Genomic DNA, 19,226 nt, shown 5'->3' on the forward strand with positions numbered 1-19,226 from the left:
CGCCGAGGCGGTGTACCGCGGGACCTTCGCCCCGTCAGCGAGTGCCGACCGCCGCGCGTACGGCCCGCCGGGCCAGCTGGCAGTCGTCGTGCAGCCGCCGCAGCAGCAGCCGCTGTTCCTCGCCGGACGGCGCGGCAGCCGGGTGGGCCGTACCCGGTGCCGTCGGGGCCGCGTCGTGCATCGAACGCTGCACGGCCGTCTCGTAGGTGCGGATCTCGCGGGTCAGGACGAGCATCAGGTTCACCAGGAACGCGTCCCGCGCCGCCGGGCCCGCTGCCTGCGCCAGCTGGCTGATCTGGCGTCGGGCCGCCGGGGCGTCGCCGAGCACGGACCACAGGGTCGCCAGGTCGTAGCCCGGCAGGTACCAGCCCGCGTGCTCCCAGTCCACCAGCACTGGACCGGCCGGTGAGAGCAGGATGTTCGCGAGCAGCGCGTCGCCGTGACAGAACTGGCCCATGCCCTGTCGGCCCGCCGCGTGCGCGATGCCGTGCAGCAGCTTCTGCAGGTCGCCCATGTCCCGGTCGGTCAGCAGACCCAGCTCGTGGTGGCGGGAGATGCGGGCGGCGTAGTCCAGCGGGGCGTCGAAGGTGCCCGCCGGGGGGCGCCACGCGTTGAGCCGGCAGATCGCGCCGAGCGCGGCCTTGATGTCCGCCCGGGGCGGGGTCTGCGCCGGGTGCCGCTGGAGTGCGGCCACCCGGCCCGGCGCGCGCTCGATCACCAGCGTGCAGTTGTCCGGGTCCGCCGCGATCAGCCGGGGCACACGCACGGGGGGCCGGTGCCGGACGAACGAACGGTAGGCCGCTATTTCGTGCCGGTACCGCTCGGCCCATTCACGGGACGGGTCCAGTAAACACTTGGCGACGGCCGTGCTGCGCCCGGTCGTGCCGACCAGGAGCACCGACCGGCCGCTGCGACGCAGCACCTGCACGGGGGCGAACTCCGGGCAGATGCGCTGCACCGACGCGAGCGCCGTGCGCAGTTGGGCGCCCTGCGGGCCGGACAGGTCGAGCCTCCCGCTGAGCGGTGGTGTGCCGAGCCCCGGGGCGCGCCGCGGCCGGCCCACACCGAGGACGGGGGCCGCCGGGCGCGCGGGGTCGAGGTAGGGGCCGCCGGTGCCCGGACGGGCGCGCAGCGGCCGGGGCGGGGCGGACACGGAGGACGATGCTGCGTACATGGGAGAGACAGATCCCTTCGTGTGCCTGCTGCTCGAAGCGCGCTGCCCGGCCCGGACGCCCGGGTGCACCCTGGGGAATGTCCCTCGGCGACCGGGTCGGGGTGGCGCTTTCCTACCTGACACCGCGGGGCCGGTGGCACACCATCTGGCGCACCCTGGCGAACCCTGGCGAATAGTCGCCCGGCAACTCTCACCGGGTCTACTGTCAAGTCAGCCGAGTACCTGGGGGCTTGACGTGACAGGACAACCCAACACCCGTCTCGCGGATCTGTTCGGCCTGGCCGGCTGGTCCAAGGGGGAGCTGGCGAGGCTGGTCAACCGGCAGGCGGCGGCCATGGGCCACCCGCAGCTGGCGACCGACACCTCCCGGGTGCGGCGTTGGATCGACATGGGAGAGATCCCGCGCGATCCCGTGCCGAGGGTGCTGGCGGCCCTGTTCACCGAGCGTCTCGGCCGTGTCGTGACCATCGAGGACCTCGGTCTGGTACGGCACGGGCGTGCGGGGAAACGGCAGGGCGAGCGGGAAGTGGAACATCCCGACGGCATGCCGTGGGCGCCCGAGCAGACCGCCGCGGTCCTCACCGAATTCACGGGAATGGACCTCATGCTCAACCGACGCGGCTTGGTGGGCGCGGGTGCCGCGCTCACCGCGGGATCAGCACTCACCCCGGGATCAGCAATCAGCGGCGCCATGCACGACTGGCTGCACTCCGATCCGACCCTGACGGCCGACGCCCCCGACCTCGACCACCCCCTGCACGCGGACCCCGCCGGGTTCGACCGCTACGACGCCGCCCCGGTCGGCGCCGAGGAGGTCGACGAACTGGAACGCTCGGTCGAGGTGTTCCGGGCCTGGGACGCGGCCCGCGGCGGCGGGCTCCAGCGCAAGGCGGTGGTCGGCCAGCTCAACGAGGTGGGCGGCATGCTCGCCTACCGCCACCCCGCCCACCTCCAGCGGCGCCTGTGGGGCGTCGCCGCCAACCTCGCCGTCCTCGCGGGCTGGATGTCGCACGACGTCGGCCTGGAGCCCACCGCCCAGAAGTACTTCGTCATCGCCACCCACGCGGCGCGCGAGGGCGGCGACCGGCCCCGCGCGGGCGAGGCGCTGTCCCGCGCGGCGCGCCAGATGGTGCACCTGGGCCGGCCGGACGAGGCGCTGGACCTGATGAAGCTCGCCCAGTCCGGCTCCGGTGCGGAACTGCAGCCGCGCACCCAGGCGATGTTCCACACCATCGAGGCCTGGGCGCAGGCGTCCATGGGCAAGGGCCAGGCCATGCGCCGCACGCTCGGCCGGGCGGAGGACCTGTTCGTCTCCGAGAAGGGCAACCACGAACCGCTGCCCTGGATGCAGACCTTCAAGGACGAGGACCTGTACGGCATGCAGGCGCTCGCCTACCGCACGCTGGCGGAGTTCGACCCGGACGCGGCCGCGCACGCCCAGCACTACGCGGAGAAGGCCCTGGCCCTGCGGATCGACGGCCGCGAGCGGTCGAAGATCTTCGACCATCTGTCCATGGCCTCCGCCTGCTTCATCGCGGACGACCCCGAACAGGCGGCCCGCTACGCACGGCTGGCGCTGATGTCGATGGGGTCGAACTCCTCGCGGCGCACCTGGGACCGGCTGCGTGAGATGTACCGGCTCACCGCCCAGTACTCCACCTACCCGAAGATCCACGAACTGCGGGAGGAGATCCGCCTCGTCATGCCCCGGCCCAGGGCCAAGGGCGCGGACAGCGCACCGGTGTAGGGCAGTGGCCGAGCGGTTGCCGGCTACGGCGTCACCCTCGCGACGAGCACACAGGCGTCGTCCTCGCGCCCGGCCGCGCCGAACTCCTCCAGCACCGTGCGCACGCAGTCCTGCGCGCTTCGCCCGGCACCGAGGCGGGGAGCCAGGCCCAGCAGGCGGTTCACGGCCGCCGTGCCGCCGTGCCCGGGCACCAGTGCGCCGGAGTGCAGCAGGACCAGGTCGCCCGGCCGGAGGGTCTCCTCGGCCTGCCCGTAACCGGCGATCGGGGTGGCGCCGAGCAGGACGCCGCGCGGGGCGTCCAGCGTCCGGGCCGCCCCGTCCCGGAACAGCAGAGGGGCGGGGTGCCCGGCCTGCGCCCAGGCCAGGGTGCGGTCGGCGGGCCGGTAGCGGCAGCACAGGGCGCTGCCCAGGGCCGGCTGGACGGCGCTGTCGAGCAACTGTTTGACCCAGGACGGCAGTTGCGCCGGCCCGGCACCGGTCATGGCCGTGCCGCGCAGGGCGCCCAGCAGCATCGCGACGGCGGAGGTCACGCCGGGCCCGTGTCCGGTGAGGCCGCCGACGCCGAGCAGGGTGTCGCCGTCGGACAGCTCCAGCGCGTCGTACCAGGCGCCGCCGGTCACCGCGCCCGCGGCTCCGGGCAGGTGATGGGCCGCGAGGTCGAGCCCGGGGCGGCCGCGGTGCGGGAGCCGCGGGGAGCCGTGCCACGGGGGCAGCACGGCTTCCCGCAGCTCGACCGCGAGCCGGTGCCCGGTCTGCGCCCGCTGCCGGTGGCGTTGCAGCGAGTCACGGGTCTCGCGCAGCGCCGACTGACTGCGGCGCAGTTCGCTGACGTCCCGCAGCACTGCCCACATGGAGGCGGTGGCGCCGTCGGCGTCGAGCACCGGTTCGCCCATCATGTGCACCGTCCGGACCGCGCCGTCCGGCCGTGCGACGCGGAACTCGCCGTCGATCGGCCGGGCGTCGACCAGGCAGCCGGTGACCATCGCGGTCAGCCGGGGCCGGTCCTCCTCGACGGCCAGCGACGGCAGTTCGTCCAGGGTCGGTGCGGGTGCGGCCGGGTCGCGGCCCAGGATCCGGTACAGCTCGCCGGACCAGTCGGCCGTGCCGGTCAGCAGGTTCCACTCGGCGCTGCCGACCCGGCTGAGCAGGGAGCCGTGCGGGGCCCGCGCCGGCGCCGCGGTGGCGTGGGCCGCGGCAGGGGCGGAGCGCGTGCCGGCGGGGCGGGCGACGGGCGGCGGGCCGTCCCGCAACTGCGCCAGGTGCTCGTCCAGGTCGCTGAGCTGGTGCAGGGCGAGGTCGCACAGTGCCCGCTCCCACCGGCCCCTGGGGTCCGTCACGTCCTCCCGTGCCTCCCGCCGCACGGCGTCGACCCCGCCCTTGAGCCGGCGCGCCTGCGATATCAGGGCGTCGACCGCACCGCGCCCCGGCGGCTGGCCGGGTGAGCGGTCCGCGGAGAGGGGGGACGGCATGACGCACTCCGATGCGGGGGACGGGGGCCGCGTGGGCGGGTGGGACCGTTACGACTGTGGCACAGCGGGCGACGGCCCGTAAGGGATTCGGCAACACACGATACGGTGGTGCTTCTGGCATATGCCACAGTCTTCAAGGGGCGACTCGACTGCGCCTTCGGCCTACTCCGTCCGGCGCTCAAGGCGTAGGTTCCCTACGGGATTTGACGGATCGCCATGCGTCCGACGGCGCCCTTCGCGCACCTGATCGACGGCAGAGGGCTCCCCTTGGCGGCCTCCGTACCTCCGGACGCGACCCTAGTGATGTAGGTCACATGAATTGGTGGGCGCTCGGACGTAATGCAAACGGCACCTGCGAGCTCCTAAGAACACACGGCAGAACCGGCCGACCTCCGACCCGCAGGGGAGACCGACCATGGACACCACCCTCGAGCAGTCCGCCCGCGCCCGTCTGATCACCGCGGACGGACAGGAACTCATCGTGCCCGCCACCCTCCGCTACGCCTCCGCGGACCCGCTGGCCGTGCACCTCGACTTCCCGCCCGAGGCCTCCCTCGACGGGGCGGAGGTCACCTGGACCTTCTCCCGCACCCTGCTCGAAGAAGGCCTCGGACAGCAGGCCGGGACGGGCGACGTGCACTTCTGGCCCTGCGGCGGCTCCCGTACGGCGATCGAACTGCACTCCCGGTCGGGCATGGCCCTCCTGCAGTTCGACACCCCGGCGCTGCGCCGCTTCCTCCTGCGCACCTACGCCGTCGTCGCGCCCGGCCAGGAGGACGTCGGCGCGGCCGTCGACCGCGGCCTGAACGCCCTGTTCGGCACGGTGTGAGGGGCACGGGACGCCCCCGTGCTCACCCGGCGGCCGGGCTGTACAGGTCCGGGCGCGGGGCGAGGACGACCGGCACCCGGCCGCCGTCCTCCAGTGAACGCACCCCCGCCTCGGCGACCACGGCGGCGGCATAGCCGTCCCACGCCCCGGCACCGGTGACGCGCCCCCGGCGGGTCGCGTCGACCCAGGCCTGCACCTCGCGGTCGTAGGCGTCGGCGAAGCGCACGAGGTAGTCCTGCGGCACCTCCTCGTACGCGCGTCCCCGCCCGGTGACGACCATCCCGTGGTCGTCACCGATCCGCGCGCTGCCGCGCTCGCCCACCGCCTCGCAGCGCACCTGGTAGCCGAAGCCGCAGTTGACGAAGGCCTCCACGTCCACCAGGGCGCCCCGCTCCGTCTCGAAGAGCACGAACTGCGGGTCGTCCAGCCCCGCGGGCGCCCCGCGGGAGGCGGCCGGACGCAGCACGGTCACGGCGGTCAGCTCCTGGCCGAGCAGCCAGCGGGCCGCGTCGATCTCGTGCGACACGGAGCTGTTGATCAGCATCGCGCTGGTGAAGTCCGGTGGGGAGGAGACGTTGCGGTGGGTGCAGTGCAGCATCAGCGATCGCCCCAGCTCCCCGCTGTCGAGCAGGGACTTCAGCCGCCGGTACCCGCTGTCGTAGCGCCGCATGAAGCCGATCTGCGCCAGCCTCCTGCCCAGGCGCGCCTCCGCCTCCACCACCCGCAGCGCCCCGGCCGAGTCCGGCACCATCGGCTTCTCGCACAGCACCGGAAGCCCGCGCGCGAAGGCCGCGAGCAGCGCCTCCTCGTGCGCGGGCCCGGGGGAGGCGATCAGGACCGCGTCGACGCCGGGCGCGTCGAGGGCGGCCACCGCCTCGGCGTGCACGGACGCCCCCTGGACGCCGCCCAGTGCCTCGCGCGCCCGCGCCGTGTCGGGGTCGGCCACGGCGGCCACCCTGGCGCCGCTCACCACCTGGTCCAGGCGCCGTATGTGATCGGCCCCCATGTGTCCGGCGCCCAGTACGGCCACGCCCAGCAGCTCACCCACGCGCGTTCCCTCCTCGTCGACGGTTGCGCCGTAGCGTAGTCGCCGGCGAGGAGGGTGGGACGGGGGCCGGTGCCGCGACCGGAGAGGTCCACCGGCTCGGGGCGCCCGGCACGGCTCCCCGAAGCTCTTCGAGCAGGGAGACCCCCAGCCGCGTCGTCGCATCACCCGAGTACGTCCAGTACGCGGCTGATGCTCCGCCTTGCGGTGCTCCCCCACTTCCTGAAGGGCGTGGGAGGCACCCCCGGCACCGAACGGCCCCGGGCTTCCGGCGAACCGGCCCGGCCACAGCACCCAGCGGGCCGGGCGGGCGTGCTCAGTAGCGCAGCACGCCCGCGATGCCCTGCTCGTCGTCCAGGGTGCCGTCCGGGACGAAGCGGACCTCGGCCCCCGTCTCCAGGCACTGCTCGACGATCTCGTCCACGATGTCCTCGCGTGCGTCGAGGTCGCCGCCCGCGGCCGGGACCAGGTGGTCGCCCGCGTCGTCGCGCACGGTCACCCGGTAGTTCTCCTCGACGGCCAGCAGCCGGACGCGGCCCTCCCGGGCGCTGTGCCACAACTCGTCGACGCCGGCGGCGAACTCCTTGCGCCCACGAGCCGTCTCCAGCTCCCGGGCGACGGCCTCGGTGTCCGCGCGGGCCCGTTCCTGAAGGACCGGCTGGAGCGCGCGCCGCACCGCCTCGGGCGTGCCGTGCGCCAGGCCGCCGTGCGCGATGTGCACCGCGTCGCGGGCGGCGCCGCCGCACTCGTCGAGGACGGCCAGCGCTCCCGGCTCGCCCGTGACGTACAGCGGGCGCGGATGGTCGCGCAGCACCGCGCTCATCGCCGTGTCGGCCTCGCGCAGGAACTGGCGGGTGCGCTCGTCGCGGAACGTGCTCGGTGCGTCACCGATGCGCTCCTGCCGTTCGGCGTCGAAGTTCTCGTCGAGGTCCCGGGTCAGCGGAAAGCCGCCGGTGCGGTCCTCGGCGATGCGGCCCCCGCCGCCGCTCCACAGGGTCAGGCGGTCGGCGGAGACCGACAGGACCCAGAAGGGGCTCTCGGCCGCGTTCGCCGAGACCAGGTTGCGGGTGAGGAAGGTGTCCGAGAGCACCACCCGCTCCGGCACGCTGCGGCCGAGCGACCACACCTGGTGCTCGCCCGGCGCGGCGAGGATCAGCAGTCCTTCCTCGGCGTAGGTGAGGTCCACCTCGGAGAGGGCCTGGTCGAGCTGGCGCACGACGTCGGCGCGGCGTTCCCGGGTGACCGCCGGGTCGGTCTCCAGCTGCTTCTTGGCCTCGGTCACGGCGTTGCGCAGCCGGACCCGGTCCTGGGCGTTGTCGGGTTCCCTGCGGTGCGTCGGCGTCAGCACGGACACCGCGGGATAGCTGCGCGGGCGCCGCAGCTCGGCGAGGGTCGCGGGACTCAGATCGTGCTCCATGACAGCACCATAGGGCGGATTCGCATATCGGGCATTTGGAGTAATCGGATGTCGTGGGCGGGGTAACTGGTAGCTACGGGCGCGTGCTTGCCGGCGCGGGCGCGCGGAGCGTCCGCGTGCTCGCCGCGGCGGGGGCGCGGATCGTGTGCGACGGCCGGTGGACGGGGTTCGTGGGCAAGTCTTTGCCGGTGACCGAATCACGGCGGGCCATCCCCGGTCGGCGACGCGCCCGCGGATCTCCTGGAGGCAAAGTCCGGCCGAAAGCGCCGGGGTCGCCCCGCCGCCCGGGATGCGGCCGCGTTGACCGGCCCCCGGTGGGTGAAACACGCTCGTCATATAGGTGCTCGATACAACTGGTTCGCCTGGAGGTAGCACATGTGCGGCATCACCGGCTGGGTCTCCTTCGACCGCGACCTGCGCTCTGAGGCCACGGCACTGGACGCGATGACGGAGACGATGGCCTGCCGGGGCCCCGACGACCGGGGGACGTGGGCCGAGGGGCCCGCGGCCCTCGGCCACCGGCGCCTCGCGATCATCGACCTGCCCGGCGGGCGACAGCCGATGAGCGAGACCACCCCGGCCGGCACCGTCGCCCTCGTCTACTCGGGCGAGGCCTACAACTTCACGGAACTGCGCGCCGACCTCACCGCGCGCGGCCACCGCTTCACCACCGACTCCGACACCGAGGTCGTGCTGCGCGGCTACCTGGAGTGGGGCGACGCCGTCGCCGAGCGGCTCAACGGCATGTACGCCTTCGCCGTCTGGGACGGGCGCCACGACAAGCTCGTCATGATCCGCGACCGCATGGGCATCAAGCCCTTCTACTACTACCCGACGCCCGACGGCGTCCTGTTCGGCTCCGAGCCCAAGGCGATCCTCGCCAACCCGCTGGCCCGCCGCCGGGTGACCCTCGACGGCCTGCGCGAGCTGTTCACCTTCGTCAAGACGCCGGGACACGCCGTGTGGGACGGCATGCGCGAGGTCGAGCCCGGCACCGTCGTCACCGTCGACCGCGGCGGCCTGCGCGCCCGCGCCTACTGGCGGCTGGAGACCCGGCCGCACCCGGACGACCGCGACACCACCATCGCCACCGTGCGCTCCCTGCTCGACGACATCGTGCGCCGCCAGCTCGTCGCGGACGTGCCGCGCTGCACCCTGCTCTCCGGGGGCCTCGACTCCTCCGCGATGACCGCGCTGGCGGCGCGGCAACTGGCCGAGCACGGCGAGAAGGTGCGCAGCTTCGCCGTCGACTTCGTCGGCCAGACCGACCGGTTCGTCGCCGACGAACTGCGCGCCACCCCCGACACGCCGTACGTGCACGACGTGGCCCGCGCCGCCGACACCGACCACCAGGACATCGTGCTCGACGCGCAGTCCCTCGCCGATCCGGAGGTGCGGGCCCGCGTGCTGAGGGCCCGTGACCTGCCCATGGGCTTCGGCGACATGGACGCCTCGCTCTACCTGCTGTTCCGCAGCATCCGCGACCACTCCACCGTCGCCCTGTCCGGAGAGTCCGCCGACGAGGTCTTCGGCGGCTACCTCCAGTTCTTCGACGAGGACGCACGCCGCGCCGACACCTTCCCGTGGCTGGTGCGGTTCGTGCGCGACTTCGGCGACGACGGCGACGTCATACGGGCGGACCTCGCCCAGGCCCTGGACCTGCCGGCGTACGTGGCCGACGGCTACCGCACCGCCGTCTCGGGCATCCGCCGCCTCGACGGCGAGAGCGACTTCGAGTACCGGATGCGGCAGATCTGCTTCCTGCACCTGACCCGCTTCGTCCGCGTCCTGCTCGACCGCAAGGACCGGATGAGCATGGCGGTCGGCCTGGAGGTCCGGGTGCCGTTCTGCGACCACCGGCTCGTGGAGTACGTCTACAACACGCCCTGGGCGCTGAAGTCGTTCGACGGCCGGGAGAAGAGCCTGCTGCGGGAGGCGACCGCGGACCTGCTGCCCAAATCCGTGTACGACAGGGTGAAGAGCCCCTACCCCTCCACCCAGGACCCCGCCTACGCGAGTGCGCTCCAGGGCCACGTCAAGGACCTCCTCACCCGGCCCGACCACCCCGTGTTCGAGCTGGTCGACCGGGAGCGGGTGCGCCAGGCCGCGCACCGCGACACCCCCGTCAGCACACAGGCGGAGCGGCGCGGCCTGGAGAAGACCCTGGACCTGGCCGTGTGGCTCGACCTCTACCGGCCGGAGATCGTCACCGGCTGAGCCCGATCGCCCGGTCCGCGGCGGCGGCCGACGGCTGCCACCACGTCGTCACCGGCTCCCACACCCGGATCGCGCCGCCCGCACCCAGGGCCGCCGCGGTGAAGGTGCGGCCCGAACGCGCCGGGTCCGCGGAGACGGTCAGCGTGGCCGCCCGGCGGGCCTCGGGGTCCGCCGGGTCCGCCACCGTGCGCACCGCCGCGTACGCCGTCCGCCCGGCGCCCAGCCGGTACGGGCCGCTCCCGCCCGGCGGGACCGGCTGCGCCGCGCCGTCCAGGTCCCCGAAGGTGACCGTGGGGATGCGGTCGACGGCGCAGGCGCGTCCGTGGCCGGTCACCTGGAGGCGGATCACGGACGGGCGGCCGGGCACGGCCCGCGCCCGGACGGTCAGCTGCGATGCGTCGCAGGCGGCGGGCGCGGAGCCGGCGGGGGCGGACGCCGCCTGGCCGGGCGAGGCGGACAGCAGCAGGGCGGCGACGGCGGCCGGGGCGGCCGACAGGGCGACGGCGGTACGCGTGCGCATGGATCCCCCAGTGTGGTCGGTGGTCGTGCTCAGGTGCGGTCGGGGCGGGCGGTCGTGACACCTCCCGTCCGCACAGTGGGACCACCGACGGGGCCGCCTGGTTGCGCGGTGCGCCCGCGGTTGCTCCGTCCGGGGGACAGGTCGCGGGGCAGGAGGTGCGTCGTCACCCTGCGGACAGGGGTCGCCTCACCCGGACGCGTCCGGCTCGGTGTCCGCCGGGCACGAACTGCCGTCGGCGGGCAGGGAACCGTACAGCAGGAAGTCGTCGACCTTGCGGTGCACGCACTGGGACGATCCGTAGCCGGTGTGGCCGTCACCCCGGTTGTCGAGCACCACGGCCGACGAGCCGAGCCGCCGCGCCGTCTCCACGGTCCAGCGGTACGGGGTCGCCGGGTCGCCCCGGGTGCCGACGAGGAGCATCTTCGCCGTGCCGACGTCGCGGACCTTCTCCCGGATGAAGTCGGTGCCCCTGGGACGGCCGTAACACATCAGCAGCTCGTTGAGCCGGTACCGGCCGAAGACCGGTGAGGCCTGCGTGTACTCGGCGCTGAGCCGCCCGAGGTCCTTGGTGAGCTGCTCGGCACCGGGCCGGTCGGGGTCGTCCGCGCAGTTGATCGCCATCAGCGCCGCCGGCACGTTGTCCAGCGGCACCTCCGCGCTGTCCACCAGCCCGCCGGTGCCCTGCGGCTTCGCCGCGCCCTGCGGTGGCTTCGGGGCCGGAGAGCCCTGCGGGTCCTGCGGCCCCTCCCGGGCGGGACGCGCCATGCCGCCGGATGCGAGGGACTGGACGGCGCGGGTGTCGCCGTCCTGCACCAGCGAGGCGACCGCCCGCTCCAGCGAGGGCCACATCGCCTTGCTGTACAGCGCCTGGCCGATGGCGCCCACGAGCTGCTGGCCGGTCAGCCGGCCGCCGGAGCCCGTCGGCACCGGGTTCTCGTCGAGCGACCGCACGAGCTGGACGACCTGGTCGCCGGCCTGGCGCCGGTCCTGGCCGAACGGGCAGGCGATGTCCTGCACGCACCAGTCGAGGAAGTCGTCGAGCGCCGTCTGCTGGCCCTCGGCCGCCACCAGCCCCTGCTCGGACAGCGGTTCGGTCAGCGTGTCCACCCCGTCCATGGCCATCCGCCCCACCTTGCCGGGGAACTCGGCGGCGTACACCGCCCCGAGCCGGGTGCCGTAGGAGAATCCCAGGTAGTTGAGCTTGCCGTCCCCCAGCGCCTGGCGGATCACGTCGAGGTCCCGGGCCGCGTCGACGGTGCCTATGTGGGGCAGGACCGGGCCGGAGTGCCTGGCGCACTCGGCGGCCACCTCCTTCCACTGCGCGAGCGCCTTGCGGGCGGCCTGCGCGTTGCCCAGGTCGGGCCGCGAGTCGCCGCTGTCGCCGCCGGAATCGGAGGTGGCGCCGGCGTCGATGCCGCAGCTGACGGGGGAGGACCTGCCCACGCCCCGCGGATCGAAGCTGACGACGTCGTAGCTGTTGGTGAGGTCCATGAACTGCTTGCCGGAGAGGGCGAGTTCCGACACCCCCGCGCCGCCGGGACCGCCGAAGTTCAGCACCACCGAGCCCTGCGACCGTCCCGTGGCCCGGTACCGGGCCAGCGCCAGATCGAGGGTGCCCGCGCCCGGGTGGGCGTAGTCCAGGGGGACGGTGACCTTGCCGCACTGGAGGTCCTTCGGCGCGCCCGGGTCGCACGCCGCCCACGTGACCTTCTGCCGGTAGAAGCGGTCGAGGCCGGCCGGCCCCGCGCCCGGGGCGGCCACGGGCAGGCCCGCGCCGAGCAGCGCCAGTGTGACGGCCCCGACGCAGGCACCGCGCCGGGCCGCGTTCCGCGTCGACAGCTTGGCCAGCATGGATGCCTCCAAGGGCGCTTGGCCGCGGACCGGGACAACGCCCTCGCCCACCATAAGCGGCCCCCGATCCCCGCGCCTCCCGGTGGCGGACCGCTGCACCAGGCGTACGAGCTTGCCCGCACCGTTCGAAACCAGGCCGTCGGGAAGCGGCCGGGACACCACCCGAAGGGGTGAAAGAAGGGCGGGCCATGACCCGGATGGCCGAGGCCCGCGTTCTCCCCGGTGCGGGCGAGCGCCCGCGACCCTGTCTGGAAGGCACAGGACCTATGAAACGGGTTACCCGAAATGGAGTGATCGCCGTCGCCGCCTCCGGTGCGCTGGCGATGGCGGTGCCGGTGTCCGCCGCGTTCGCGGCCGACGGGGGCGCCGCCGCGGACGGCTTTGCGACCGGCTCACCCGGCCTGCTGTCCGGCGACACCCTTCAGCTCCCGGTGCACGTCCCGGTGAACGTGTGCGGCAACACGGTGAACGTGGCCGGTCTCCTCGACCCCGCGGCGGGCAACCGCTGCGCCGACACCTCCACCGGGCGGCACGGGGCCTCGTCGGGGGCGTCGTCCACCCGGGGGGCGACCGCGCGGGAGAGCGGAAAGGATTCGTCGGGCGTGCTCTCCGGCAACGGCGTCCAGCTTCCGGTGCACCTCCCGGTGAACGTCAGCGGCAACACGGTGAACGTGGTGGGCGTCGGCAACCCCGCCACCGGCAACACCTCCGTCAACGGCTCCGTCGGCCGGCCCGCGCCGCACCCGGCCACGCCGCCCGCGCGGTCCACGCCGCGCCCGGCGCCGAAGCCCGTGCCGCACCCGGTGGCCGCCCCGCGCACGCAGCTGTCCCTCGCCCACACCGGCACGGACCGGACGGAGCCCGCCGTCGCCGCGAGCGCCGCCCTCCTGCTCGGCGGGGCCGTCCTCTACCGGCGCTTCAGGCCCGGGGCGATCCGCTGAGCCGGACCCGCCACCACGGCCGCAGGGAGTGCCCCACCGCATCCGCCCCCCACCGGTGGGACCTCCGCCTCTGGAAACCTCCGGAAGGCTCCGGAAACCTCCGGAAGGCTCCGGAAACCTCCGGAAGGCTCCGGAAACCCCGGGAAGGCTCCAGAAACCTCGGGAAGCCTCGGGAAGCCTTCGTAAGTCGTCGGCGGCCCTCGACCGGCCGGCGGCGCCCGCGGAGCAGTACCCCGATGCCGGCCACCTGCCGGCGGTGGCCCGTCGACCGGCGGAGCACGGCTTGATCCCGCCGTGGCGCGGCCGCGCGTGATCGGGAAGGATGCTCCGCGCACCAGCCCGCCACGGAAATGGAGCGCACCGATGGTCCCGGAGGCCCGCGAAGACCTCGTCGTCACCCGGGCGACCCCGCAGGACTGGCCGGTGATCAGCCGATGGGCGGCCCACGAGGGCTGGAACCCCGGGCTGTCCGACGGACCGGCCTTCTTCGCCCAGGACCCCGCCGGCTTCTTCCTGGGCCGCATCGGCGGCGAGCCCGTCTCCGCGATCTCCGTCGTCCGGTACGGCGCCGACTTCGCCTTCCTGGGCTGCTACCTCGTCCGCCCCGACCTGCGCGGCCGGGGACACGGACTGACCACCTGGAAGACCGCCCTGGCGCACGCGGGAAGCCGTACGGTCGGCCTCGACGGCGTCGTCGCCCAGCAGGCCAACTACCGGCAGTCGGGTTTCCGGCCCGCCCACCGCACCGTCCGCTTCGCAGGACGTGCCCCCGCCGCCCGGTGCCCCGCCGGCGTACGGCCCGCAGCCCTCGCGGACCTGGCGGACCTCACCGCCTACGACGCGCTCTGCCACCCGGCCGAACGCCCGCGCTTCCTCGCCCGCTGGCTCACCACCGACGGGCACCGGACCCTCGTCCGCCGCGACGGGGACCGCGTCAGCGGCTACGGAGTGCTCCGCCCGGCCCACGACGGCCTGCGCATCGGCCCGCTGTTCGCCGACACCGCCGAGGACGCGCGAACCCTGTTCACCGCGCTGTGCGCCCTTGCCGGGGAGCAGCGGATCGCCCTCGACGTGCCCGAGCCCAACGCGGCGGGCGTCGCCCTGGCCGAGGAGGCGGGCCTCACGCCTTCTTTCCAGACCGCCCGCATGTACACGGGGCCGGTGCGCGAGTACGCCCGGGAACGGGTCTTCGGCGTCACCACCCTCGAACTGGGATAGCCGGCGGGCCGGGACGGACGGCGGCGCCGGCCGCGTGGCTCCCGCGGCTCCTGCGGGGCGCCGTAATTCCGTTGCCGGGACCCCGTCCGTTCTGATGAGGTCCGGCGTATGGATCACGCCACGATACTCGCCCTGTACGACCGCGACCTGCGCGAGGGCCTGCGCCCCGACGGCCCCGGAGCGCGCGTCGAACGCGCCGGGAACGTGGTGCGCCACGTCGGCAGCTCCGCGCGGGACTGGAACGGGGTCGTGTGGTCAGCGCTGGAAGCCGACGACGCCGACGCGGCGATCGCCGAGCAGGTGGCCCGCTTCGGCGCGCTGGGCCACCCCTTCGAATGGAAGCTGTACGGGCACGACCGGCCGGCGGACCTGGGACGGCGGCTGGCGGCCGCCGGGTTCACGCCCGAACCGGAGGAGACCCTGATGGTCGGCGAGATCGCGGACCTGGACCTCGACGCCGTACTGCCCGAGGGCGTGCGCCTGCACACCGTCACCGACGAGGCCGGGGTGGACCTCATGGTCGCCGCCCACCGCAGGGCGTTCGGCACGGACCACGCCGAGCTGCGCCACCGCGTCCTCGCCCAGCTCGCCGAGGCCTCGGACACCCTGGTCGCCGTGGTCGCCCTCGCCGGTGCCGAGCCGGTGTGCGCGGGCCGCATCGAGCTGCTGCCGGGCACCCGCTTCGCGGGCCTGTTCGGCGGCGGCACCGCCGAGGAGTGGCGGGGCCGGGGCATCTACCGCGCGCTGGTCGCCCACCGGGCCCGCGTCGCCGCCGACCGCGGCTACCGCTACCTCCATGTCGACGCGAGCAGCGAGAGCCGGCCCATCCTCGAACGCCTCGGCTTCGCAGCGCTGACCACGACGACGCCGTACGTCCACGAGCACTGAGACCCGGGCCCGGCGGTTCAGCGCCGGGGCGCCTTCGCCCGGTCCAGCGCGGCCACACCCACGGCGGCGAGCGCGATCTGGATGAGCCACTCGATCCAGTCGACGCCCTTGGTGTCCGCCACGCCCAGCGCGGAGGCGATCGCCGCGCCGACCAGTGCGGCCACGATGCCGATGAGGATCGTCCAGAGGATCCCGATGTGCTGGCGGCCGGGGACGACGAGCCGTCCCAGGGCGCCGATGATGATGCCGATGACGATGGCACTGATGATGCCGCTGATCTCCATCTTCGCCTCTCCGTGTCGTTGTCCCCCGCGCAGTCCGGATGCCCGCTGTGCGGGAAGGCACTCCACCGTGCACTCCGCCGCGCGCGACCGGGTGCCCCGCGCGGCGGTGCCCGTTTGACATGCGGGGGAGCAGCTGCGTGACTGTGGGTGTGCGATCCGTGCCCGGCCCGTTGAGCCATGTGTACGTCACCTACGTCGGGAGCACTCCCGAGGCGGTCTGGGACGCCCTGACGGACGCCGACCTGACCGCCGCCTACTGGGGTCACAGCAACGTCTCCGACTGGCGGCCGGGCTCGCGCTGGGAGCACGTGCGCACGGACGGCTCCGGCGTCGCCGACGTGGTCGGCACCGTCGTCGTCTCCGACCGCCCGGCCCGGCTGGTCACCACCTGGTCCGCGCCCGAGGACGCCGCGCGGCCCGACCGGCACTCCCGGGTCACCTTCGACATCCGGCCGCACGGCGACATCGTCCGTCTCACCGTCACCCACGAGGACCTCAACGACGTCGGAGAACTCGACGCCGCCTCGCGGGGCTGGCCCGCGGTCCTGTCCAACCTCAAGTCCCTGATCGAGACGGGCCGCCCGCTTCCCCAGGAACCCTGGCTGATGCCGGACGCGTGATCCGCCGCGTCGCCGCCGCCTTCACGTCGTCGCGGTCGTCGTCGCCTTCACCGCGCCCTACGGTCCGTCATACGAGACCCGTCGGCGTCTCCTTGACTGCCCCACCGGCGGCTGCCACGATCGTCAGCATGAACGTGCGACTGGACCTCACGCGGCGACGCCATGTCGACCTCGCCCGCGTCTCCAGCGCCTCCTGTCGCCCCGCGGTCTGATCCGCCGCGCGTTCCCCCCCGCCGCGTCTGCGCCTTCCCGTCCGAGCCCTGCGCCGGCCCGCAAAGCGACGGTCCCTGTCGTGACGGCCGCGCGGTGACGGCCCGTTCGCCGGGCCCCGCCCGCTGTTCCCCGTGCACACTCCGCCGTCCGTGCCTCCGTGCCTCCGTGCCTCCGTGCCTCCGTGCCTCCGTGCCCTCGTGCGTCCGCGTGCCGTCCGCCGAGCGGGCGTGCGCCCGGCCGCGCCCGGCGTTCCCGTGCCGCCCGCCCCCGCTCCTCGCCCGCTCTCCTCCCCGCGACTCCCACCGCCGAAATCGCCGTGCCAGAAAGAGGACCCATGGCCACCGTCCTGTCCGTCTCCGGCAGCCCCTCCGCCTCCTCCCGCACCGACCGCCTGCTGCGCCACCTCGACCAGCGGCTGACCGCCCAGGGTCACGAGGTGATCCCGCTCGACGTCCGCACCGTCCCCGCCGAAGCGCTCCTCGGGGCGGACTTCCGCCACCCGGCGATAGTGGAGGCCACCGAACTGCTCGCCCGCGCCGACGGAGTGGTCGTCGCCACCCCCGTCTACAAGGCCTCGTACTCCGGTGTCCTCAAGGCACTCCTCGACCTGCTGCCGCAGTACGCCCTGACCGGCAAGACCGTGCTGCCGCTGGCCACCGGCGGCTCCGTCGCGCACGTCCTCGCCATCGACTACGCGCTGCGCCCCGTCCTCAACTCCATGGGCGCGGCCCACATCGTGCAGGGCTGGTTCACCCTGGACAAGGACATCACGGTGCGTGAGGACGGCACGCTCACCGTGGCACCGGCCGCGGGCGAGGCCCTCACCCAGGTGGTCGACCACTTCTCCGCCGCCCTCGGCCGCGTCCCCCTGCTGGCCGCCGCGAGCTGACGCCGTGGCGACCCGCGGCCCGTTCCGGGGCGGGCCCGGAAGAGCCCGCCCCGACCCGGTTGACTACTCTTGTGTAGACGGTCCACTGGAGTGCAGGCGAGGACGGGGTGAGGAACGTTCCCATGACCGACGCGAGGGACGAACGCAGGCCGGCCGGCGAGCTGGAAGCCGGCGTCATGGCCGTCCTGTGGGCGGCCGGCGCGCCCCGGACGCCGGGGGAGGTCCAGGCCGGCCTGGCCGCCGACCTGGCCCGCACCACGGTGACGACCATCCTGACCCGGCTCTACGAGAAGGGCGTGGTCGAGCGCCGCAGGCAGGGACGCGGCTACGCCTACTACCCCGTCCAGGACGCGCACGGGCTGACCGCCCGCCGCATGCACTGCGAACTCGACCGGGACACCGACCGCGAGACCGTCCTCGCCCGCTTCGTCGCCCAGCTCAGCGCCGCCGACGAGCGCGTCCTGCGCGACCTGCTCGAACCGGGTGAGCGATGACCGCCCTGCTGCTCCTGCCGCTGCTGCTGCCGTTCGCCGTACCGGCACTGGCCCGGCGCGCGCTCGACCGCCTGGCGCCCGTGGCCGCGCTCTGGGTGATCACCGTCTCGGCGGTCGTCCTCGCGGGCTGCTCACTGGCCGCGCTCGGCGGGTTCGTCCTCACCGGCTTGCTGAAGCTGCCCGTCTTCGCCGCCCTGGGCGAGCTGGTGCACCCGCTGCACACCGCCTCCGACCTGGTGGTGGCGCCCGCGGCGGCGGTCTCGGTCGGGGCGCTCGCCGTGTGCGCGGGCACGCTCGGGCGGGCGGCGGCCCGGGAGGTCAGGGCCTTCCGCAGCGCCCGCACCGAGGCCGGCCGCAGACCCGCCGCGGGTGACCTGTGCGTCGTCGACTCCCCGCACCCCGACGCGTACGCCCTGCCCGGCCGGCCGCACCGCATCGTCGTCACCACCGCGATGCTGCGCAGCCTCGACGCCGCCGAGCGCGAGGCGCTGTTCGCCCACGAGCGCGCCCACAACCGGGGCGGCCACCACTACTTCCTGGCCGCCGCGGAACTCGCCGCGCACTGCCACCCTGCGCTGCGCCCGGTGCGCGCGAGCATCCGCCTCGCCGCCGAACGGGCCGCCGACGAGGCCGCCGCCGCGGCCGTGGGCGACCGACGGCTCACCGCCCGCGCCATCGCCCGCGCCGCGCTGGCCGGGCAGGAGGCCCGCTCGACGCGTCCGGAGTTCGCCCCCGCCGCCACCTCGGGACCGGTGCCGCACCGGGTCAAGGCCCTCCTCGCGACGCCCCAGGCCCCGCGCCGCGCCGCGACCTGCGTCGCCGCGCTGCTGCTGGCCTGCACCGCGCTGTCCTTCGGCGCCTCCGCCACCGGTGTCCTCGACTTCCACCACCGGGTGGAGGTCGCCCAGGGCGAAGAGTCCCGCTGACCCCGCGTCCCACAGGGCCGGGGCGACTGGCGCACCAGAGGTTTTACGTATAACCTCACCCGTCGTCCGCCCGCCCCGAAAGGCCCCGATGAGACGCATAGCCCTGGTCACCCTCGTCGTCGACGACTACGACGAGGCGATCCGCTTCTACACCGAAGCCCTCGGATTCCGCCTCGTCGAGGACTCCCCGCGCCCGGACGGCTCCCGCTGGGTCGTCGTCGCCCCGAGTGAGGACGACCGTGCCGGCGCGCTGCTGCTCGCCCGCGCCAAGGGGGCGGAGCAGCGGGCGCGGACCGGGGACCAGACCGGCGGGCGCGTCGGGTTCTTCCTGCACACCGACGACTTCGCCCGCGACCACGCCCGGATGCTGGCGGCGGGCGTGTCCTTCCTGGAACAGCCGCGCCACGAGCAGTACGGCACCGTCGCGGTCTTCCAGGACCTGTACGGCAACCGCTGGGACCTGCTCCAGCCCGCCGACGCCTGA

Annotated in this window: 18 protein-coding genes; 11 read left to right on the top strand and 7 right to left on the bottom strand. The window is 74.3% G+C overall.

Annotated elements, in window-relative coordinates:
- Nucleotides 1-34: 34 nt before the first annotated feature.
- Nucleotides 35-1,174 carry an aminoglycoside phosphotransferase family protein gene (locus ACFC02_RS31870; RefSeq protein ID WP_376364920.1) on the bottom strand — a complete coding sequence of 380 codons (1,140 nt, stop codon included), beginning with the start codon at nt 1,172-1,174 and terminating at the stop codon, nt 35-37.
- A gap of 235 nt (nt 1,175-1,409) precedes the next feature.
- On the opposite strand from ACFC02_RS31870, the gene ACFC02_RS31875 reads away from it, so the two are divergent.
- A complete protein-coding gene (locus ACFC02_RS31875) occupies nt 1,410-2,921 on the top strand; it encodes a hypothetical protein (RefSeq protein ID WP_376364922.1) in 1,512 nt (503 codons plus the stop codon).
- Between the two features lie 23 nt (nt 2,922-2,944).
- On the opposite strand, the gene ACFC02_RS31880 is transcribed toward ACFC02_RS31875, so the two are convergent.
- A complete protein-coding gene (locus ACFC02_RS31880; protein ID WP_376364924.1) occupies nt 2,945-4,390 on the bottom strand; it encodes a PP2C family protein-serine/threonine phosphatase in 1,446 nt (481 codons plus the stop codon).
- 415 nt (nt 4,391-4,805) lie between these two features.
- On the opposite strand from ACFC02_RS31880, the gene ACFC02_RS31885 reads away from it, so the two are divergent.
- Nucleotides 4,806-5,219, top strand: coding sequence for an SsgA family sporulation/cell division regulator (locus ACFC02_RS31885; protein ID WP_376364926.1), 414 nt, complete (start codon nt 4,806-4,808; stop codon nt 5,217-5,219).
- Nucleotides 5,220-5,241: 22 nt separating this feature from the next.
- Here the strand turns inward: ACFC02_RS31885 and ACFC02_RS31890 are convergent, their stop codons facing one another.
- Nucleotides 5,242-6,267, bottom strand: coding sequence for a Gfo/Idh/MocA family protein (locus ACFC02_RS31890; RefSeq protein ID WP_376364927.1), 1,026 nt, complete (start codon nt 6,265-6,267; stop codon nt 5,242-5,244).
- A 313-nt stretch (nt 6,268-6,580) separates the two neighbouring features.
- Nucleotides 6,581-7,681: a chemotaxis protein gene (locus ACFC02_RS31895; RefSeq protein ID WP_376364929.1), complete on the bottom strand. Its 1,101-nt coding sequence runs from the start codon at nt 7,679-7,681 to the stop codon at nt 6,581-6,583.
- Nucleotides 7,682-8,056: 375 nt separating this feature from the next.
- On the opposite strand from ACFC02_RS31895, the gene asnB reads away from it, so the two are divergent.
- Complete coding sequence (gene asnB / locus ACFC02_RS31900; protein WP_376364931.1) at nt 8,057-9,898, top strand: asparagine synthase (glutamine-hydrolyzing); 1,842 nt, start codon at nt 8,057-8,059, stop codon at nt 9,896-9,898.
- Here the strand turns inward: asnB and ACFC02_RS31905 are convergent.
- Entirely contained in the window at nt 9,888-10,418 is a 531-nt protein-coding gene (locus ACFC02_RS31905) for a DUF4232 domain-containing protein (protein ID WP_376364933.1), read from the bottom strand. The two genes, asnB and ACFC02_RS31905, sit on opposite strands and share 11 nt — an antisense overlap.
- 186 nt (nt 10,419-10,604) lie before the next feature.
- A complete protein-coding gene (locus ACFC02_RS31910) occupies nt 10,605-12,269 on the bottom strand; it encodes an alpha/beta hydrolase (RefSeq protein WP_376364935.1) in 1,665 nt (554 codons plus the stop codon).
- A gap of 266 nt (nt 12,270-12,535) precedes the next feature.
- On the opposite strand from ACFC02_RS31910, the gene ACFC02_RS31915 reads away from it, so the two are divergent.
- The 3 genes from ACFC02_RS31915 (at nt 12,536) to ACFC02_RS31925 (ending at nt 15,316) form a co-directional block, all read left to right on the top strand.
- A complete protein-coding gene (locus tag ACFC02_RS31915; RefSeq protein ID WP_376364937.1) occupies nt 12,536-13,210 on the top strand; it encodes a chaplin in 675 nt (224 codons plus the stop codon).
- Nucleotides 13,211-13,573: 363 nt separating this feature from the next.
- Entirely contained in the window at nt 13,574-14,428 is an 855-nt protein-coding gene (locus ACFC02_RS31920) for a GNAT family N-acetyltransferase (protein ID WP_376364939.1), read from the top strand.
- A gap of 108 nt (nt 14,429-14,536) precedes the next feature.
- Entirely contained in the window at nt 14,537-15,316 is a 780-nt protein-coding gene (locus ACFC02_RS31925) for a GNAT family N-acetyltransferase (protein WP_376364941.1), read from the top strand.
- A 17-nt stretch (nt 15,317-15,333) separates the two neighbouring features.
- On the opposite strand, the gene ACFC02_RS31930 is transcribed toward ACFC02_RS31925, so the two are convergent.
- Nucleotides 15,334-15,600 (bottom strand): GlsB/YeaQ/YmgE family stress response membrane protein, encoded by a 267-nt coding sequence (locus ACFC02_RS31930; protein ID WP_376364943.1) that lies wholly within the window; start codon nt 15,598-15,600, stop codon nt 15,334-15,336.
- A 137-nt stretch (nt 15,601-15,737) separates the two neighbouring features.
- On the opposite strand from ACFC02_RS31930, the gene ACFC02_RS31935 reads away from it, so the two are divergent.
- From ACFC02_RS31935 to ACFC02_RS31955, 5 genes are all read left to right on the top strand, one after another.
- Entirely contained in the window at nt 15,738-16,220 is a 483-nt protein-coding gene (locus tag ACFC02_RS31935) for an SRPBCC family protein (RefSeq protein WP_376364946.1), read from the top strand.
- Nucleotides 16,221-16,767: 547 nt separating this feature from the next.
- Nucleotides 16,768-17,322 carry an NADPH-dependent FMN reductase gene (gene ssuE, locus ACFC02_RS31940; RefSeq protein WP_376364948.1) on the top strand — a complete coding sequence of 185 codons (555 nt, stop codon included), beginning with the start codon at nt 16,768-16,770 and terminating at the stop codon, nt 17,320-17,322.
- A 122-nt stretch (nt 17,323-17,444) separates the two neighbouring features.
- On the top strand, nt 17,445-17,816 hold the full coding sequence (locus tag ACFC02_RS31945; protein WP_360977810.1) for a BlaI/MecI/CopY family transcriptional regulator: 372 nt from the start codon (nt 17,445-17,447) through the stop codon (nt 17,814-17,816).
- A complete protein-coding gene (locus ACFC02_RS31950) occupies nt 17,813-18,742 on the top strand; it encodes a M48 family metalloprotease (RefSeq protein WP_376364951.1) in 930 nt (309 codons plus the stop codon). Before ACFC02_RS31945 ends, ACFC02_RS31950 begins: the two co-directional genes overlap by 4 nt.
- Before the next feature lie 88 nt (nt 18,743-18,830).
- Nucleotides 18,831-19,226 (top strand): VOC family protein, encoded by a 396-nt coding sequence (locus ACFC02_RS31955; protein WP_376364953.1) that lies wholly within the window; start codon nt 18,831-18,833, stop codon nt 19,224-19,226.

The sequence above is a fragment of the Streptomyces sp. NPDC056160 genome, from assembly GCF_042268205.1.
In the GTDB taxonomy this organism is placed as follows: domain Bacteria; phylum Actinomycetota; class Actinomycetes; order Streptomycetales; family Streptomycetaceae; genus Streptomyces.

Coding starts and splice junctions, on each gene's coding strand:
- ACFC02_RS31910 (WP_376364935.1), bottom strand. CDS start 12,269: ATGCTGGCCAAGCTGTCGACGCGGAACGCGGCCCGGCGCGGTGCCTGC.
- asnB (WP_376364931.1), top strand. CDS start 8,057: ATGTGCGGCATCACCGGCTGGGTCTCCTTCGACCGCGACCTGCGCTCT.
- ACFC02_RS31950 (WP_376364951.1), top strand. CDS start 17,813: ATGACCGCCCTGCTGCTCCTGCCGCTGCTGCTGCCGTTCGCCGTACCG.
- ssuE (WP_376364948.1), top strand. CDS start 16,768: ATGGCCACCGTCCTGTCCGTCTCCGGCAGCCCCTCCGCCTCCTCCCGC.
- ACFC02_RS31915 (WP_376364937.1), top strand. CDS start 12,536: ATGAAACGGGTTACCCGAAATGGAGTGATCGCCGTCGCCGCCTCCGGT.
- ACFC02_RS31895 (WP_376364929.1), bottom strand. CDS start 7,681: ATGGAGCACGATCTGAGTCCCGCGACCCTCGCCGAGCTGCGGCGCCCG.
- ACFC02_RS31920 (WP_376364939.1), top strand. CDS start 13,574: ATGGTCCCGGAGGCCCGCGAAGACCTCGTCGTCACCCGGGCGACCCCG.
- ACFC02_RS31905 (WP_376364933.1), bottom strand. CDS start 10,418: ATGCGCACGCGTACCGCCGTCGCCCTGTCGGCCGCCCCGGCCGCCGTC.
- ACFC02_RS31880 (WP_376364924.1), bottom strand. CDS start 4,390: ATGCCGTCCCCCCTCTCCGCGGACCGCTCACCCGGCCAGCCGCCGGGG.
- ACFC02_RS31870 (WP_376364920.1), bottom strand. CDS start 1,174: ATGTACGCAGCATCGTCCTCCGTGTCCGCCCCGCCCCGGCCGCTGCGC.
- ACFC02_RS31925 (WP_376364941.1), top strand. CDS start 14,537: ATGGATCACGCCACGATACTCGCCCTGTACGACCGCGACCTGCGCGAG.
- ACFC02_RS31930 (WP_376364943.1), bottom strand. CDS start 15,600: ATGGAGATCAGCGGCATCATCAGTGCCATCGTCATCGGCATCATCATC.
- ACFC02_RS31885 (WP_376364926.1), top strand. CDS start 4,806: ATGGACACCACCCTCGAGCAGTCCGCCCGCGCCCGTCTGATCACCGCG.
- ACFC02_RS31945 (WP_360977810.1), top strand. CDS start 17,445: ATGACCGACGCGAGGGACGAACGCAGGCCGGCCGGCGAGCTGGAAGCC.
- ACFC02_RS31955 (WP_376364953.1), top strand. CDS start 18,831: ATGAGACGCATAGCCCTGGTCACCCTCGTCGTCGACGACTACGACGAG.